This is a genomic window from Acidovorax sp. GW821-FHT10E03 (assembly GCF_059415205.1).
Genome location: NZ_JBWKMU010000002.1, coordinates 78,321 through 93,988 on the forward strand (window position 1 = coordinate 78,321; position 15,668 = coordinate 93,988).

The following is a 15,668-nucleotide window of genomic DNA, read 5'->3' on the forward strand; positions in this document are numbered from 1 at the left end:
AAACAGGGTGTCGGGATGGATAGGGCGCTCACTGCGGCAACAGGCCCAGGGCCTGGCGCAGGGTGGATACGGCGGCCGCGGCATCGATGCGGGCACGCGCCAGCTGGCGCTCGGCCTGCACGGCTTCCAGCTCCACGCGCAGGCGCGTGGGCCAGTCGGCTTCGCCCAGGCGGAAGGCCTTGTCGACGAAACCGCGCGTATCGCGGGCCAGTGCCGCATGGCGGGCCATGGCGTCGCGCTGGGCTTGCGTGGCTTTCACGCGGGCCGTGGCCGCGGCCAGGTCGGCGGCCAGGCGGTCCTGCTCGGCGCGGGCGCGCACCTCGGCGTCCAGCGCGTCGGCACGGGCCGCTGTCTCCTTGGCGCGCGCCCGGTCCCCACCGCCCAGGGGCACGCGCACGCCGACCGTGAAGCTTTGCAGATAGCGCTCGCCGGCCTGCTCGCGCCCGCGCGTGGCGGCCACGGTCAGCTCGGGGTTGGCACGGGTCTGCACAGCGGCCAGGTCGGCGGCGCGGCGCGCCACCGCGGCCTGGTCGTTCCAGTCCGCCACCGCCGGGTGGTCGGTGGGCAGGCCGGCTGCTGGCAGCGCTTCGGCCTCGGGCTCGGCACCGTCAGCCAGCACCCCGTTACCGCCCCATGCCGCCAGGGCTGCCTGGGCCACATCGCGTGCGCCCGTGGCCTCGGCCACCGCGGCTTCGGCCTGGGCCACGGCACCATCGGCCTGGGCCTGGTCGGCACGCGACATGTCTCCGGCCTGGAAGCGCCGCGCCACGTCGGCCGCCAGGCGCTGCGCGTTGTGCAGCCGGTCCTGCGCCAGGCCCAGTTCTGCCTGCGCGCGCTGCAGGGTCCACCAGGCCTCGCGCACGGTGGCGGCCAATTGCAGCTGCGCGGCCAGGCGGCGGCTTTCCACGGCCTTGATCTCGGCATCGCCCAGCGCGGCCTTGCGGGCGCGCTCGCCGGGCAGCCACAGCGGCAGGGCCACGCCCATCTCCACTTCGCGGTTGCCCTGGTTGCTGCCGGGGCGGTCGGTCTTGGCCTGCAGCTCCAGCGCGGCGGGCTCGGCCGTCCAGGACGATGCACCGCTGCGCGCGGCCTGTGCCGATTCGCGCCGCAGCGCGGCCGACTGCGCCTCGGGCTGGCGCTCCCAGGCCCTGTCGAACAAGGCCTTGAGCGTGAGCGGTGGTGCCGGCGTCTGGGCCAGCGCAGCACTGCCGGCCAGCGCCCACCCCAGGGCCACGGCCGCCATGCACAGCCGTGGTGTGTGGTTCGTTCTTCTCGTTCGTTGCATCCGATTCCTCTGCAATGGCCGGGGGCCACGGGGTTGAAATCGGCAAGGCACGACGATGTCCGGCGCACAAGCACGCGCCGCCGCCGCCCGCGAGAGCTGCGTGGAATCGTCAGGAAGGGGCTACCCGGTGCCCCGCCTCGCCGCTCAGGCGAGGACGGACCAGTTGGGACGTTCGGGGCGCGAGAGGGGTGGATGCACCCAGGCAGGTGCCACCTGGGAAACAGGGCGGGCGACCGAGACCACGATGGCCTGGGCACCCGCGCTCAGCGCCATGCCGCTGCCCACGCCGTGGCAGGCATGGCAGTCCATGTCGGCCGTGCCGGTGGTGGCCAGGGCCTTGTGGTCCTGAGTTTCGCTGGCATGGGATGGCTCGGCCGGCACGTCGGCCCGGTGCTCGTGCACATGGTGGCCAAAGTGCGATGCCTGCGGCGCTGCCTCGTGCCCGCAATACGGCGATGCAGCCGCCCAGATGGACTGGAGCGGCATGAACAGCAGCAAAAAGACGAGGAGCAGGCGGCGCATGGTGTGCGCGCATTCTAGTGACAAGATGGCGCGGTGCAGCATGCGCAACCGTGCATATCCCCATGCGACCAAGGGCAAGACGGGAGCAGATGACCAAATCGTCATGTCGGCTTCATCCGGCCGCCACGAGAAACTGCGGCGTGCCGTCGCTGGCGCGCACTTCGGAACACTCCACACCCCACACGCGCGCGATCGCCGCCGCGTCCAGCGTTTGCCCCACGGGCCCCACGTCGCAGCGCCCGGCCCCCATCAGCACCACGTCGTGCGCATAGCGCAGCGCCAGGTTCAGGTCGTGCAGCACCGCCACCACGCCGATGCCCTGCTCCACCGCCCAGCGGCGCACCAGGGCCATGGCCTGGTGCTGGTGCGCCAGGTCGAGCGCGGCGGTGGGCTCGTCGAGCAGCAGCCAGCGCGTGGCGCCATCGGGCCGGGGCTCCCAGATCTGCGCCAGCGCCCGGGCCAGGTGGGCGCGGGCCCGCTCGCCGCCCGACAAGGTGTTCACGCCGCGCGCCGCCAGGTGGACCACGCCGGTGGCCTCCATGGCATCGCGGGCGATGCGCGCCTCGTTCCGGCTGGGCGACTGGCGGTGCGGAAAGCGGCCCATCTCCACCACCTCCTGCACCGTGAAGTCGAAGGCCACCGCCGTCTCTTGCGGCAGCACGGCGCGCAGGCGCGCCAGCTCCAAGGCACCAACCGCAGTGAGCGCCCGGCCCCTCAGGCTGACCGAGCCCGAGCGCGGCGCGCGCTGGCCCGACAGCATGGACAGCAGCGTGGATTTGCCCGCGCCATTCGGCCCCAGGATGGCGGTGAAGCGGCCAGGCGCCAGGCGCGCATGCACGGTCGCCAGCAGCGGCAGGCCGGGCAGGCCCACCGCCAATTGATCGCACACCAGCGGATCGCCGGGATGGAGCGGGCCTGCTCTCATACCTTGCTCCTGAATTGGCGCAGCATGGCCAGGAACAAGGGCACACCGATGAAGGCGGTGAGCACGCCCAGCGGCAGCTCCGCCGGCTTGACGATGGTGCGCGCCACGACGTCGGCCGCCAGCACCAGCGCGGCGCCCAGCAGGGCCGATCCCGGCAGCACCACGCGGTGATCCGGCCCGGCCACCAGGCGCACCCAGTGCGGCGCCACCAGGCCGATGAAGCCGATGATGCCGGTGGCCGCCGTGACGGCCCCCACGGCGAGCGCCGTCACCAGCACCGCCAGGCGCTTGGTGCGCTCCACCGGCACGCCCAGCAGCGCGGCCTGCGCCTCTCCCAGCGCAATCGCGTTGAGCGGGCGCGCCAGCGCCAGGCCCAGGCCGCAGGCCACCGCCACGACGGTGCCCACGAGCGCCACGGCGCTCCAGCGCGCGCCGCCCAGGCTGCCCAGCAGCCACATCTGGATGTTGCGCAGTTGCTCGTCGGTGGAGATGAAGTTGAGGTAGCCCAGCCCCGCCAGCGCCAGCGCATTGACCGCCACGCCCGCCAGCAGCATCAGCCCCATGCGCGTGGCGCCATCGGCTTGCGCCAGCCCATAGATCAGCGCCGTGACCACCAGGCCACCGCCAAAGGCCATGGTCACCAGCGACCAACTGCCCAGCGTGCGCGGCATGTCGGGCAGCCAGTGCATGCCGAGCACGATGGTGAGCGCAGCAGCCAGCGCGGCGCCGCTGCTCACGCCGATCAGGCCGGGGTCTGCCAGCGGGTTGCGAAACAGCCCCTGCATCAGCGCACCCGCCAGCCCCAGGCCCGCCCCGGCCGCCACGCCCATCAACAGGCGTGGCAGCCGGATGTTGATGAACACCAGGTATTCCGGTGCCTGTTCGGCAGAAGGCGCCAGCCCCACGGCCTGCAGCAGCACCTGCCACAGCTGGGCGGGCGCGATGGCGTACGCGCCCTGGGTGCTGGCCCACGCCAATGCCAGCACCACCAGTACCGAGCCCACGGTCAGCGCGGTGCGGGGCGACAGGCGCCCCGCGGTCCAGCGCGCACCCGGCTGCGCCACGGCCAGGCCGCTCACGCGGTGATCGCCTGCATGCGGGTGTGCACCTCGCGCACGGCCCCGGGCAGGCGCGGACCAAAGCCCAGCAGCTGGCTGGCCTCCATCGTCACCAGGGCCTTGTGGCGGAAAGCGGGCGTGAGCGCCAGTTCCGGCCGCTGCCAGAACGCGGCCTCGCCGCCCAGCGCCTCGATGCCCTGCGTGCTGTTGAGCAGCACCTCGGGCGCGGCGCTGGCCATGGCCTCGGCCGTGAGCGGCCGGTAGCCCGCGAACTGCGTGATGGCGTTGGTGCCGCCCGCAAAACGGATCAGCGCATCGGCCGCCGTGCCGGTGCCCGCCACCATGGGGCTGCCGCCGTGCGACAGGATGAAGATCGCGCGCGGGCGGCGCGCGGACGCGGCCACCAGCTTGTGCACCGCCGCCCACTGCGCATCCAGGTCCGCCTGCAGGGCCGTGGCCTCGCGCTCGCGGCCGGCCACGCGGCCCACGGTGACCACCTTGCGCTGCACCTCGTCCCAGGTGTGGTCGGCCTTGACCAGTTCCACGCGCACCCCGGCGCTGCGCACCTGGTCCAGCACCACGGGCGGGCCGGCCTCGGTGGTGCCCACCACGGCGTCGGGCTTGAGGGACAGCAGCCCCTCGGCCGAGAGCTGGCGCATGTAGCCGACCTTGGCGGTCTTGAGCGCGGCCTCGGGGAACAGGCTGGTGGTGTCGGTGCCCACCAGCTGGCCTTGCGCGCCCAGCAGGTAGACCACCTCGGTCAACGCACCGCCCAGCGAGACGATGCGCGCCGGGCTGGCCGCGACTGCGCGCTCCGCGCCCACCACAGACAGCAGCGGCAGCGCTGCCATGCCGCGCAGCAGCTGCCTGCGCGCCGCGTCGGTCAGGCCATCACGCAGCATGGACCACCTCATCTTGCTGCGCCTGCGGCAGCCGCGCCACCAGGTCGCGCCAGCCCTGCAGCTCGGGCTTGCCGGGCTTGCGCGCACCGAAGAACATGGCCATCAGCTCGCCCGCGTGGTCGAACGCCTCGACGGAGGTGACGACGCCATCGGCCGTCGGCTTTTCCACCACCCACACGCTGGCCACCACGTCGGTGCGCAGGTGCAGGTTGAAGCCTGCGTCCAGCACGTTGATCCACTGGGCGTGCGGTGTGTCGAGCGGCTTTATGTTGCGCACCGGCCCGGTGTGGATCTGGATGCAACCGCCGCTGCCCACGAACACCATGATGGGCAGGCCGTCCACCGCGGCCTCGTCCAGCAGGCGCGATACCGCTTGCGGTTCGGCGCGCCACGCGAACTGGCCTTCGACCAGGCGAAAGCTCTGCTGACGCTCCACGCCGAATTTCCTGGTCAGGCCGAAGAACTCGTGTGTGTCCTGCATGGCACCCCAGGCCTCGCGCAGACCGTCGGCGTCGATGTCGGCATCGGGCCGCACCGCTTCCGGCGCGGGCGCCTTGCCGAACACATAGCCCGCGCTGGGCTGCGCGAAGCGGCTCACCACCGCATCGAACGCCGCCAGGTCGGTCGCTTCGCGGGTAAAGATCTTGTGCACGGCGCGGCCGCTGGCGTTGTAGAACTGCAGGCTGCGCGACGGCGGCCTGGCGGGGTCGTTGGCCAGCTCGGTCACGGCAAAGCCAGCATGCCACTGCGCGAAGAACAGGCGCAGATCGATGTCTTCGCCCAGCGCGATGCCCACCGGGCCTGTGGCCGACACGTTGGTGTAAATGCCGGTCTTCTCATGCACCACGCCTTCATTGCGCGTGAGGGCCATCAAGGGGCCGCAGGCCTCGAGCGCCTGCAGCATCTCCAGCCACGAACCCTGCAGCGGCACGGCCTTGAGCGGGTGGCCATGCTCGCCCGCGTGGGCCGCCACCGCAGCGCCTTCCGAGAGCCCCAGGCTCTCGGCCGCATCCTTGGCGCGCTTGCCGGCAGCACGTGCGGTGGCGAACTGCGCGCGAATGTCGGGTGCGGCCAGGGGCGCGGAGGCTGGAGTGCCCGGGGTGTTCGTCACGGCGCGGCTCATTGCACGGCCTCCGGCGCGGTGTGCCACAGCACGCGGCGCTGCTCTGCGGCCACCAGTGCGGCGCTGGCGGCGGTGTCCTGGCGCGCCTTGCACTGCTGTTCCCAACGGCCTTGCAGGCTCCAGACCACCGTGCGGAAGTGAGCGGTGAAGCCGTCGGCGTCGGCCAGCATCTGCAGGTTGGCCGATATCTTGCGGCCCATGGCGTCGCGGTGGGTGTCGCAGCAGGCCTGCACGTAGCCCGTCATCAGGGCGAGCGTGCCGGCCAGCAGCGCCTCGGCGCACGGCAGGCTGTACTCCTCGTCGCAGTGGGCGCTGGCATCGGAGGCATTGGAAGGGTCGGGAACGTGGCTCATGGGTGTTCTCCTTGATGGGTGGCCTTGGAACGTGTTCACGTGGGTGCTCAGAAGTCCGCCACCAGCGACACCCGCACGGAGCGGCCGGGCTGGCTGTAGGCGTCGATGAAGTTGGCGTTGGCTGCCAGGCCGCGCACGTCGGCCCAGCGCCAGTGCTTCCTGTCGGTCAGGTTGTAGATGCCGAGGTTCAGGCGCAGGTCCTTGCGGATGCGCCATTGGCCCGACAGGTCGAGCACCGTGTACGACGGCGTGAGGTACTGCGTGCTGCCCGTGGCCACGGCCACGTCGCTGGCCTTCTTGGCGGCGGCGTGGGTGGCATCCAGGCGCGCCATCCAGTGGCCGGTGTCGTAGCGCAGGCCGGCAGACAGGCGCGATGGGTCCACCGTGTTCACCGGCCTGCCGGTGGCGGTATCGCGCCCGCGCGTCTGGCCGTAGCTGAACGGCGATGTCCATTGCCCGCCGGCCCACCGGCCCCAGCGCATGTCGCCCTTGACCTCGAAGCCGTTGAGCTTGACGCGGCCGATGTTGACCGACTGGAACACCAGCGGGTTGCCCGGCGCACCGGTGCCGCCGACCTGGCGCAGGTCCTCGATGAAGTCCTTGTAGCGGCCGGTGAAGGCGGCGGCCTCGATGGAAAGGCTCTCCAAACGGCCCCGCACGCCCAGCTCGAAGTTCTGGCTCTTTTCGGGGCGCAGGTTGGCGTTGGGCACGGTCTTGTAATTGCTGACCGGGTTCTCGAAGAAGGCGTTGACCTGGCCCGCGTTGGGCGCACGAAAGCCCGCCGCGTAGTTGCCGAACACGCTCCACTGCTCGCTGGCGCGGTACAGCACGCCGAACTTGGGCGAGGTGGCATTGCCCGACAGGGACACGGCCTGCGCGCCAAAGCCCGCCTGGTCGGCCTTGATGCGGAAGGTGTCGAAGCGCACGCCCGGGGTGATGCTCCAGGGGCCGGTCACGAACTCGTCCTGCACGTACAGGGCGGCACTGGTCTCTGTGGTGTCCGGAAAGCGCTTGAGCGGGAAGGTCTCGCCCACGGGCGGGGTCACGCCGGTCTGCAGGTTCTCGACCTTGGCCGACGTGTAGTCGAAGCCGTAGGTGATCTTCTGTACCAGACCACCAGGGCCTGCGCGCAGCACCTTGCTGCCCTGCAGGTTGGCCTGCCAGGTGCGCTCGTCGTAGGTCACGTCGCGCACGCGGTCGGCGGCGGTGTTGCGGTCCTCGGTGACGTACTCGCGCGAGTGGGAATCCTGAAAGCTCAGCGTCGCCTTCAGGTCGTCGGCAAAGGCGGAGTTCACGCGCAACGAGCCCTCCCACGTCGCACGGCTGCGCTGCATGTCGGTGAACGACGTGGAGCCCAGCACGGACGTGGCGGCCAGCGGCGGCTTGGAGCGCGCGGTGAGCAGCTCGTAGTCGGAGTTCTTGTCCACATGCTCCAGCGTGAACACATGGCGCTGGCCGCCGCCGGGCGTGAGGATGACCTTGCCCAGCAGCGCGCCGCTCTGGTCCTTTTGCGGGTTGGGACGGGTGCGGTCGGCATTGGCCGCGCTGTTGGTACCCATGTTGTCGAGCTCGCTGGCGCGCGTGACGTTGCCGCCCAGCAGCCACTGCACCGTGTCGCCCGCCCGTCCCGCCACCGTGGCGCCCACGCGCTTGCCGTGGTCGTCGCCGTCGTAGCCCAGGCTCACGCGGCCGCCGATGCGCTTGTCGCCATCGAGGAAGGCCGACGGCTCGGCGGTGATGAAGTTGACCAGGCCCGCCATGCCGTCCGACCCATACAGCGCCGATGTGGCGCCACGCACGACCTCGATGCGCTGCAGCAGGCCGATGTCCAGGTAGTCGCGCCCGAAGGCATTGGCGCTGAAGACGTAGCTGCGCGGCAGGCGGATGCCGTCCACCATCATCAGCACGCGGTTGCCGTCCAGGCCGCGGATGTTGAAGCCCGCGTTCTGCTCGCGCCCCGTGGAGCCGCTGGCCAGCGTGAAGCGCGCCGGCGAGCGCGTGACCGACACGTTGGGCAGCTCGCGCGCCACATCGCGGATGTCGCGCACCTGGCCTTCCTCGATGGCCTGCGCGTTGATCACGTCGATGCTCATGGGCAGCTCGTCGCGGTCCTGCTCGCTGCGCGAGCCGCTGATGACAACCTCCTTGAGCACCGGGCCCGCAGCCACCAGCTGGGCCACATCTTGCGCATGCGCGCTGCCGATGGCGGCACATGCACAGGCCACCAGCCACGTGAGCGGCCGCAGACGGCCTTGCAGCCATTGATCGGAGGGGTGCGCCTGTGCGCGCCGGGAAGAAAACGGAGGGGTACGGAATGCCTGCGCCACGGAGGGGAGTCCTTCTCTGAAACGACAACGAATACAGAGCTGGCTCCATGCAGACGGTCCTGGCTTCTGCGGGCAGCAGAAAGGGCCGTTGTGGCTGGCTGATGGGGTGAATTATATGAGAATAATTCTCAATACGTAACCAGATTTACAACCACACGGCACCAGCCGCTCCCCAAGACACGGCGGGCCCACGAAAAAAAGCGACCGGCCGCACAACACAGCCGGTCGCTCATCTATTGATAGCTGCCAGCGCTTTACCATCAAGCGCTGCAGGCCATTTTCAATCAAACATCAAACGGTTTCCGCCACCGTTTCCGCAGCCGGGGCACCCGCTGGCGCGGCCGCCACCACCGGCATGCGGATCAGGTGGTCGAACGCGCTCAGCGCGGCCTTCGACCCATCGCCCGCAGCGATCACGATCTGCTTGAACGGCACCGTGGTGCAGTCCCCCGCCGCGAACACGCCGGGCAGGTTGGTGCGGCCGTGCGAGTCGACGATGATCTCGCCGAACCTGGACAGCTCCACCGTGCCCTTGAGCCATTCGGTGTTGGGGACCAGGCCGATCTGCACGAACACGCCTTCGAGCTGCACCAGGTGCTCCACGCCCGTGGCGCGGTCCTTGTACTTGAGGCCGTTGACCTTGCCGTCGGCACCGGTGATCTCGGTGGTCTGCGCGTTGGTGTGGATGGTCACGTTGTGCAGGCTCTTGAGCTTGTTGACCAGCACGGCGTCCGCCTTGAGCTGGTCGGCGAACTCCACCAGCGTGACATGGGCCACGATGCCGGCCAGGTCGATGGCAGCCTCGACTCCCGAGTTGCCGCCGCCGATGACCGACACGCGCTTGCCCTTGAACAGCGGGCCGTCGCAGTGCGGGCAGTAGGCCACGCCCTTGTTCTTGTACTCGGCTTCGCCGGGCACGTTGACGTTGCGCCAGCGCGCGCCGGTGGACAGGATCACCGTCTTCGATTGCAAGGTGGCGCCGTTGGCCAGCTTCACACCGATCAGGCCGCCGGGCTGGGCCGCGGGGATCAGCTGGTCGGCGCGCTGCAGGTTCATGATGTCCACGTCGTAGGCGCGGGTGTGGGCTTCCAGGGCAGCGGCGAACTTGGGTCCGTCGGTTTCCAGCACGGAGATGTAGTTCTCGATGGCCAGCGTGTCGTTGACCTGGCCGCCGAAGCGCTCGGCCGCCACGCCGGTGCGGATGCCCTTGCGGGCCGCGTACACGGCGGCCGCGGCGCCGGCGGGGCCGCCGCCGACGATGAGCACGTCGTACGGTGCCTTGGCCGACAGCTTGGCCGCGTCACGGGCGGCGGCGCCGGTGTCGAGCTTGGCCACGATCTCCTCGACCGACATGCGGCCCGAGGCGAACACCTGGCCGTTCATGAACACCATGGGCACGGCCATGATCTCGCGGTCGGCCACTTCCTGCTGGAAGGCGCCGCCTTCGATCACGGTGGTCTTGATCTTGGGGTTGACGATGGCCATGAGCGACAGCGCCTGCACCACGTCCGGGCAGTTGTGGCAGGTCAGGCTCATGTAGACCTCGAAGTTGAAGTCACCGTCGAGCGCGGCGATCTGCTCGATCACCTCGGGCTCGACCTTGGGCGGGTGGCCGCCGGTCCACAGCAGGGCCAGCACCAGCGAGGTGAATTCGTGGCCCAGGGGCAGGCCGGCAAAACGCAGCGAATTCGTGCTGCCCACGCGCTGCAGGCTGAACGAGGGCTTGCGCGCGTCGTTGCCGTCGGTGCGCAGCGTGATCTTGTCGCTGCGCAGGGATTGGATGGTCGTCAGCAGCTCGCGCATCTCGCGGGCGGTTTCGCTGTCGTCCAGGGAAGCCACCAGTTCGAACGGCTGCGTCACGCGCTCCAGGTAGGCGGAAAGCTGGGTCTTGAGTTGTTCGTCGAGCATGGTGGTGTCCTTTCGAGTTGTGACTTGCAGGGTGGGGGCTGGGGCTGCTTGTGGCAAGCCCGGCACCGCAAAGGTAGGTGAAAAAGGCGTAAAAAAGCCGGACGGCATGGCGCGCGTGCGCCATGGCGCTGTCCGGCTGGGGAGCGCCCGCAGCGCTCTGCCGAATCAGTGTCCGCTCAGATCTTGCCGACCAGGTCCAGCGAAGGAGCCAGGGTCTTGGCGCCGTCGTTCCACTTGGCGGGGCAGACTTCACCGGGGTGGGCGGCGGTGTACTGGGCAGCCTTGAGCTTGCGCACGGTTTCCTTCACGTCGCGCGCGATCTCGTTGGAGTGGATTTCGGACGTCTTGATGATGCCGTCGGGGTTGACCACGAACGTGCCGCGCAGTGCCAGGCCTTCTTCAGGGATGTGCACGCCAAACGCGTTGGTCAGCTGGTGCGTAGGGTCGCCGACCAGGGGGAACTTGGCCTTGCCCACGGCGGGCGAGGTTTCGTGCCACACCTTGTGCGAGAAGTGCGTGTCGGTCGTGACGATGTAGACCTCGGTGCCAGCCTTCTGGAACTCTGCGTAGTGCTCGGCGGCGTCTTCGATTTCGGTGGGGCAGTTGAAGGTGAAGGCTGCGGGCATGAAGATCAGCACGGACCACTTGCCCTTCAGGTCGGCTTCGGTCAGGTCGACGAATTCACCCTTGCCATTGCGGTTGACGAAAGCGGTGGTCTTGAACGGCTGAACTTGCGTATTGATCAGGGACATTGCTGTTTCCTTGTTGGTGGTTGAGTGAACAGGACTGAAGTCTAGGCCTTTCCGGGCCATCAATCCAATTAATTGATTAGATCAAATCAATTGCCAATAACTATACATCGAGACTGAAACCGGAAAATCCTCCGCCCTTGGCCCACAGGGGAGCATGCCCAACCATTGCGCCTTGTCAAATATTCAAATACAACTCATTCTCAGTTGAATTTATGATCTGCTCCAGGGGCGCAAGGCACATCCATCTCCGCACGGCTCACGTCGGGCGTGGCCCCACCGGCCCCCGCGCGCTGGATGGAAAAGCGCAAGCAGCTCATAAACTCATAGCAAAGAACCGAATCCGCCATGTTCCAGACCCTCTTGATCTGTTTCCGCGAGGGGCTTGAAGCCCTGCTTGTCGTGGCCATCGCCACCTTGTATCTGCGCAAGACCGGGCGCCTGGCACTGCTGCTGCCACTGCGCGCCGGCGTCGTGGTGGCGGTGCTGCTGTCGCTGGCGCTGGGCTGGGTGTTGTCGCAGGTGGGCGCGCTATCACCCGCGGCCGAGGGGGTGATGGCCCTGGTGGCCGCGGCCGCCGTCGCCTGGTGCGTGGTGCACATGCGCAGCGCCGGCAAAGGCATGGGCCAGGAGATCGCCCAGCGCATCGACCGCGCCAGCGTGCTGGAGGGCCCGCGCGCCGCCCTGGCCGTGTTTCTGTTCTCGCTGTTCATGGTGGGCCGCGAAGGCGTGGAGACCGCCACGATGCTGGCCGCGCTGGCCCGCAGCGCCGAGCTGGGCTACATGGCCTGGGGCGGCATCGCCGGCCTGGCCCTGGCCATCGCCATTGCATGGGCCTGGACGCGCTACGGCCGTGCGGTGAACCTGGGCCGCTTTTTCCGCGTGACCTCGTGGTTCATGGCGGTGTTCGCGGTCCAGCTCGTGGTCTATGCCTTCCATGAATTCACCGAAGGCGCGCTGATTCCGGGCATCGACAACGCCTGGTGGCACGCCGCCACCGAGGATCTGGCCGAAGGCACGGTGGCCCAGGCGATCTCGCTGGCCCTGGTGCTGGTCCCCACGCTGTGGCTGGGCATTGCGCACTGGCGCGACCAGCAGCGTGCCGGGCAACCCACGGCCACGCCAGCGGGCCCGTCCGCCAAGGCGCTGTAGACCGCTGGCAGGCCAGGCCGCCACACGCGGCCCGCCGATGCACCGGGACCCTGGGTCATCACACCCAGGGCCTCTTTTTTTGGCGGGAAGCGGCATGGCGCCGCGCACGAAGCCCGCCCCGGCCGCGCTCGGCGCGCAGCCCACCCGCGCGGGAATGCGAACACAACTCAGCATCACACGCACCCCGTGCGCCCCCGCAGGGGATTGCCTTGCGCCTGCTGACGCAGGTCACGACAATCGGGCGGAATCAACACAATAAGGAGTCCCCATGAAAGGTGACGCACAGGTCATTGGCCATCTGCAGGCCCAGCTCAAGAACGAGCTCACGGCCATCAACCAGTACTTCCTGCACTACCGCATGCTCAAGCACTGGGGCTTCGACAAACTGGCCAAGAAGGAGTACTCCGAATCCATCGGCGAGATGAAGCATGCCGACTGGCTGATGGACCGCATCTTCATGCTCGACGGCCTGCCCAACCTGCAGGACCTCGCCAAGCTCCAGGTCGGTGAAGACGTGCCAGAGATCCTGGCCTGCGACCTGCGCTCCGAACAAGGCGCCCAGGCCACCATCAAGGAAGGCATGGCCCATTGCGAAAGCGTGCGTGACTACGTCTCGCGCGACCTCCTGCAAAAGATCCTGGATGACACGGAAGAGCACATCGACTTCATCGAAACCCAGATCGACCTGATTGACAAGGTCGGCCTGCAGAACTACCTGCAGTCGCAGATGGGCGACGCGGACTGAAGCAAGAGTTCACCAGAGCGCTCCACGAAAAAAACCACCAACGAAGAAATCAGAAAAACGGGCCCTGGCCCGTTTTTTTGTGTCCGCGCGAAGGCAGGGCCGCATCGCCCTGCAGTCACAGGATGTTGCAACTGCACATCAAAGCCACCAAAGTTGCGCCACAATAAATGCGAATGCTTCTCAACAAAAGTAGAATGCGTTCTTACGACCGGCGCCCGCCCTTCCCTGCCCACCTCTTCCCCAGACCTGATGGCATGGAGTGCGCGTTGCGCCCGGGTGCCGTGATTGATTCCCTGAATACCTAGCCAGCCAGTCAGCCGGGCCCTGCCCCGCTGCAGCCAGCGTTTGTACGTTTGTTGTGTCCAAACCTGCCTGGAGCCTTCCTGATGCTGCGCCGCACCGCCAGCCCCTGCCTGCCCGGGGCCTCCGCTTCTTTCCGATCGCCCGGATCACCTGCTGACAGCCGCACCCCGGCTGGCACGCCATGAAGACCGCGCGTGTCGACTGGCGCTACCGGCTGGCCATCACCTCCCGCGCCGTGGCGGCCATCGGAGGCGGCTATGCGCTGGCGGCGGGGTTCGCGGCCGCGTTGTCGCTGGGGCTGGCGCAGTTCATGCCGCGGGTCGAGGCCGTGCTCACGGCCACCATGCTGGCCTGGCTGGCCTACGCCATGGCCGCGGGCTGGGCTTTCTATGCCCGCACCGCCCTGGGTGCATGGGCCGGCACGCTGCTGCCCGCGCTGGTACTGGGCGCCTGCGCCATGGCGCCGCAATGGATGAAGGCCGCCGCATGAACGCCACCACACTGACACCCGACGCGTCCGCAGACATGGCAGCGGGCATGCCCACGGCTGCCCCGGTCAACGCCAAGGCCAAAGCCGCCAGGACACCCAACGACCGAGAAGGCTTTCGCCAGGCGATGTCGTGGCTGCACACCTGGGCCGGGCTGATCCTGGGCTGGCTGCTGTTTGCGATCTTCCTCACCGGCACGCTGTCGTTCTTCAAGAACGAGTTCAACCTGTGGATGCGCCCCGAGATGCACGGCCTGCCCGCGGCGGATGCGCAGGTGGCCCAGAAGTCGCTGGACGCATTGCAGCGCAAGTCGCCCGAGGTCACGCAGTGGATCATGCACCTGCCCGACGAGCGCGACCCGGCCGTCAACCTGCTGTGGCGCGGCACCGGCAACGGCCGGTTCGAGACGCTGCGCATGAACCCGCAGACCGGCGAAGCCATCGAGGCGCGCCAGACCATGGGCGGGGACTTCTTCTACCGCTTTCACTTCGAGCTGCGCACGGCCCAGAAGGGCCGCTGGACCCTCGAAGGCCGCTGGGTGGTAGGCGTGGCCACGATGCTGATGTTCGTCGCGCTGATCACCGGCGTGATCACGCACCGCCGCATCTTCAAGGACTTCTTCACCTTCCGCCCCACCAAGGGCGGGCAGCGCGCCTGGCTGGATGCGCACAACGTCACCGGCGTGCTGGTGCTGCCGTTCTACCTGATGATCACCTTCAGCGGGCTGATGATCTTCCACACGCTGTACATGCCCGCCGGCATCGCCACCACGTACAAGAATGAAAAGGGCGTGGACTCCAACGCGTACTTTGCCGACCTGCAGGGCGAGAAGGCCGAAAGCCGTCCCCGCCGCGGCGCAAACGACAAGGTGGAGCCCCTGCCCGCCATCGCGCTGCAGCCCATCCTGAATGAAGCACGCACCCGCTGGGACGGCGGGCGCATCGGCAGCCTGCAGGCGCGACGCGATGCCAAGGGCCGCGCCGTGGTCGAGGTCACGCGCCACGAGGGCGACCGACTGCAGTACCGCCCGCCGCGCCTGTTGTTCGACGCCACCACCGGCCAGTGGCTGGACCAGGCCGACCCCACGGGCCACGCCGCCAAGACGTATGGCGTGCTGTACGGGCTGCACCTGGCGCGCTTTGCCGATGTGGGCATGCGCTGGGCCCTCTTCGGCTTTGGCGTGCTGGGCAGCCTGATGATCGCCACGGGCATGGTGCTGTGGACCGTCAAGCGCAGCGCCCTGTCGCAAACCAAAGCCGGCCGCCAAGGCGCTGCCACCCCTGCAGCGCGCACCAAGGCGCCCTTTGGCGAGCGTCTGGTCGCCGCCATCAACATCGCCACGCTGGCGGGCCTGCCGCTGGCCTGCGGCGTGTACGTGGCCTCCAACCGCCTGATCCCCGTGGGCATCGAGGGCCGGGCGGACACCGAGCTGGCCTGGTTCTTCAGCGCCTGGGGCATCGCGCTGCTGTGGGCGCTGGCGTGCGCCGTGGCGCGGCCCAGCCGCATGGGCTGGTCCGTGCCGCTGGGCGCTGCGGGTGCCGTGTGGACGGCCCTGCCGCTGATCAACGCACTGACCACCCACACCCACCTGGGCGTCACGCTGCCCGCGGGCGAATGGATCTGGGCGAGCATGGACCTGTCGTTCTTGGCCACGGGCCTGCTGCTGGGCTGGCTGTCCTGGCGGCTGCGCCCGGGGCGCGTGCGCAAGGGCCGGGCCGCTGTGTCCAAGGCATTGCGCCACGCCGCCGCTGCCAGCGCATCCGCCCCACAGCCCGCTGCACCGGCGCTGTCGGCAACGCCCGACGTCTCGACCTCGGGGGCCTGATCC

General features: G+C 68.9%; 14 protein-coding genes. 4 read left to right on the forward strand and 10 right to left on the reverse strand.

Annotated elements, in window-relative coordinates; translation table 11 throughout:
* Window positions 1-28 precede the first annotated feature (28 nt).
* The 10 genes from AC07OD_RS03570 to ahpC all read right to left on the reverse strand — a co-directional run bounded on the left by AC07OD_RS03570 (window position 29) and on the right by ahpC (window position 11,155).
* Entirely contained in the window at window positions 29-1,285 is a 1,257-nt protein-coding gene (locus AC07OD_RS03570) for a TolC family protein (protein WP_494595187.1), read from the reverse strand.
* Between the two features lie 144 nt (window positions 1,286-1,429).
* On the reverse strand, window positions 1,430-1,807 hold the full coding sequence (locus AC07OD_RS03575; protein ID WP_255594722.1) for a hypothetical protein: 378 nt from the start codon (window positions 1,805-1,807) through the stop codon (window positions 1,430-1,432).
* Between the two features lie 112 nt (window positions 1,808-1,919).
* The gene (locus AC07OD_RS03580; RefSeq protein ID WP_492807184.1) at window positions 1,920-2,732 is read right to left on the reverse strand and encodes a heme ABC transporter ATP-binding protein; all 813 of its coding nucleotides are present in this window, start codon (window positions 2,730-2,732) and stop codon (window positions 1,920-1,922) included.
* Entirely contained in the window at window positions 2,729-3,811 is a 1,083-nt protein-coding gene (locus AC07OD_RS03585; RefSeq protein ID WP_494595190.1) for a FecCD family ABC transporter permease, read from the reverse strand. Before AC07OD_RS03585 ends, AC07OD_RS03580 begins: the two co-directional genes overlap by 4 nt.
* Complete coding sequence (locus AC07OD_RS03590) at window positions 3,808-4,692, reverse strand: heme/hemin ABC transporter substrate-binding protein (RefSeq protein WP_494595191.1); 885 nt, start codon at window positions 4,690-4,692, stop codon at window positions 3,808-3,810. The genes AC07OD_RS03585 and AC07OD_RS03590 overlap by 4 nt, the downstream gene beginning before the upstream one ends.
* Window positions 4,682-5,815 carry a hemin-degrading factor gene (locus AC07OD_RS03595; RefSeq protein ID WP_218295403.1) on the reverse strand — a complete coding sequence of 378 codons (1,134 nt, stop codon included), beginning with the start codon at window positions 5,813-5,815 and terminating at the stop codon, window positions 4,682-4,684. Before AC07OD_RS03595 ends, AC07OD_RS03590 begins: the two co-directional genes overlap by 11 nt.
* A complete protein-coding gene (locus AC07OD_RS03600) occupies window positions 5,812-6,168 on the reverse strand; it encodes a hypothetical protein (protein WP_218295404.1) in 357 nt (118 codons plus the stop codon). The genes AC07OD_RS03595 and AC07OD_RS03600 overlap by 4 nt, the downstream gene beginning before the upstream one ends.
* A gap of 47 nt (window positions 6,169-6,215) precedes the next feature.
* Window positions 6,216-8,426 carry a TonB-dependent hemoglobin/transferrin/lactoferrin family receptor gene (locus AC07OD_RS03605; protein WP_494595589.1) on the reverse strand — a complete coding sequence of 737 codons (2,211 nt, stop codon included), beginning with the start codon at window positions 8,424-8,426 and terminating at the stop codon, window positions 6,216-6,218.
* A 360-nt stretch (window positions 8,427-8,786) separates the two neighbouring features.
* On the reverse strand, window positions 8,787-10,403 hold the full coding sequence (ahpF, locus tag AC07OD_RS03610) for an alkyl hydroperoxide reductase subunit F (RefSeq protein ID WP_218295405.1): 1,617 nt from the start codon (window positions 10,401-10,403) through the stop codon (window positions 8,787-8,789).
* Window positions 10,404-10,579: 176 nt separating this feature from the next.
* Window positions 10,580-11,155, reverse strand: coding sequence for an alkyl hydroperoxide reductase subunit C (gene ahpC, locus AC07OD_RS03615; RefSeq protein WP_218295406.1), 576 nt, complete (start codon window positions 11,153-11,155; stop codon window positions 10,580-10,582).
* 345 nt (window positions 11,156-11,500) lie between these two features.
* On the opposite strand from ahpC, the gene AC07OD_RS03620 reads away from it, so the two are divergent.
* The 4 genes from AC07OD_RS03620 (at window position 11,501) to AC07OD_RS03635 (ending at window position 15,665) form a co-directional block, all read left to right on the forward strand.
* The gene (locus AC07OD_RS03620) at window positions 11,501-12,304 is read left to right on the forward strand and encodes an FTR1 family protein (protein ID WP_494595193.1); all 804 of its coding nucleotides are present in this window, start codon (window positions 11,501-11,503) and stop codon (window positions 12,302-12,304) included.
* Window positions 12,305-12,572: 268 nt separating this feature from the next.
* The gene (gene bfr, locus AC07OD_RS03625) at window positions 12,573-13,049 is read left to right on the forward strand and encodes a bacterioferritin (protein ID WP_218295408.1); all 477 of its coding nucleotides are present in this window, start codon (window positions 12,573-12,575) and stop codon (window positions 13,047-13,049) included.
* 484 nt (window positions 13,050-13,533) lie between these two features.
* Window positions 13,534-13,842 carry a DUF3649 domain-containing protein gene (locus tag AC07OD_RS03630; protein WP_492244046.1) on the forward strand — a complete coding sequence of 103 codons (309 nt, stop codon included), beginning with the start codon at window positions 13,534-13,536 and terminating at the stop codon, window positions 13,840-13,842.
* 47 nt (window positions 13,843-13,889) lie between these two features.
* Window positions 13,890-15,665, forward strand: coding sequence for a PepSY-associated TM helix domain-containing protein (locus AC07OD_RS03635; protein WP_494595590.1), 1,776 nt, complete (start codon window positions 13,890-13,892; stop codon window positions 15,663-15,665).
* Window positions 15,666-15,668: the final 3 nt, after the last annotated feature.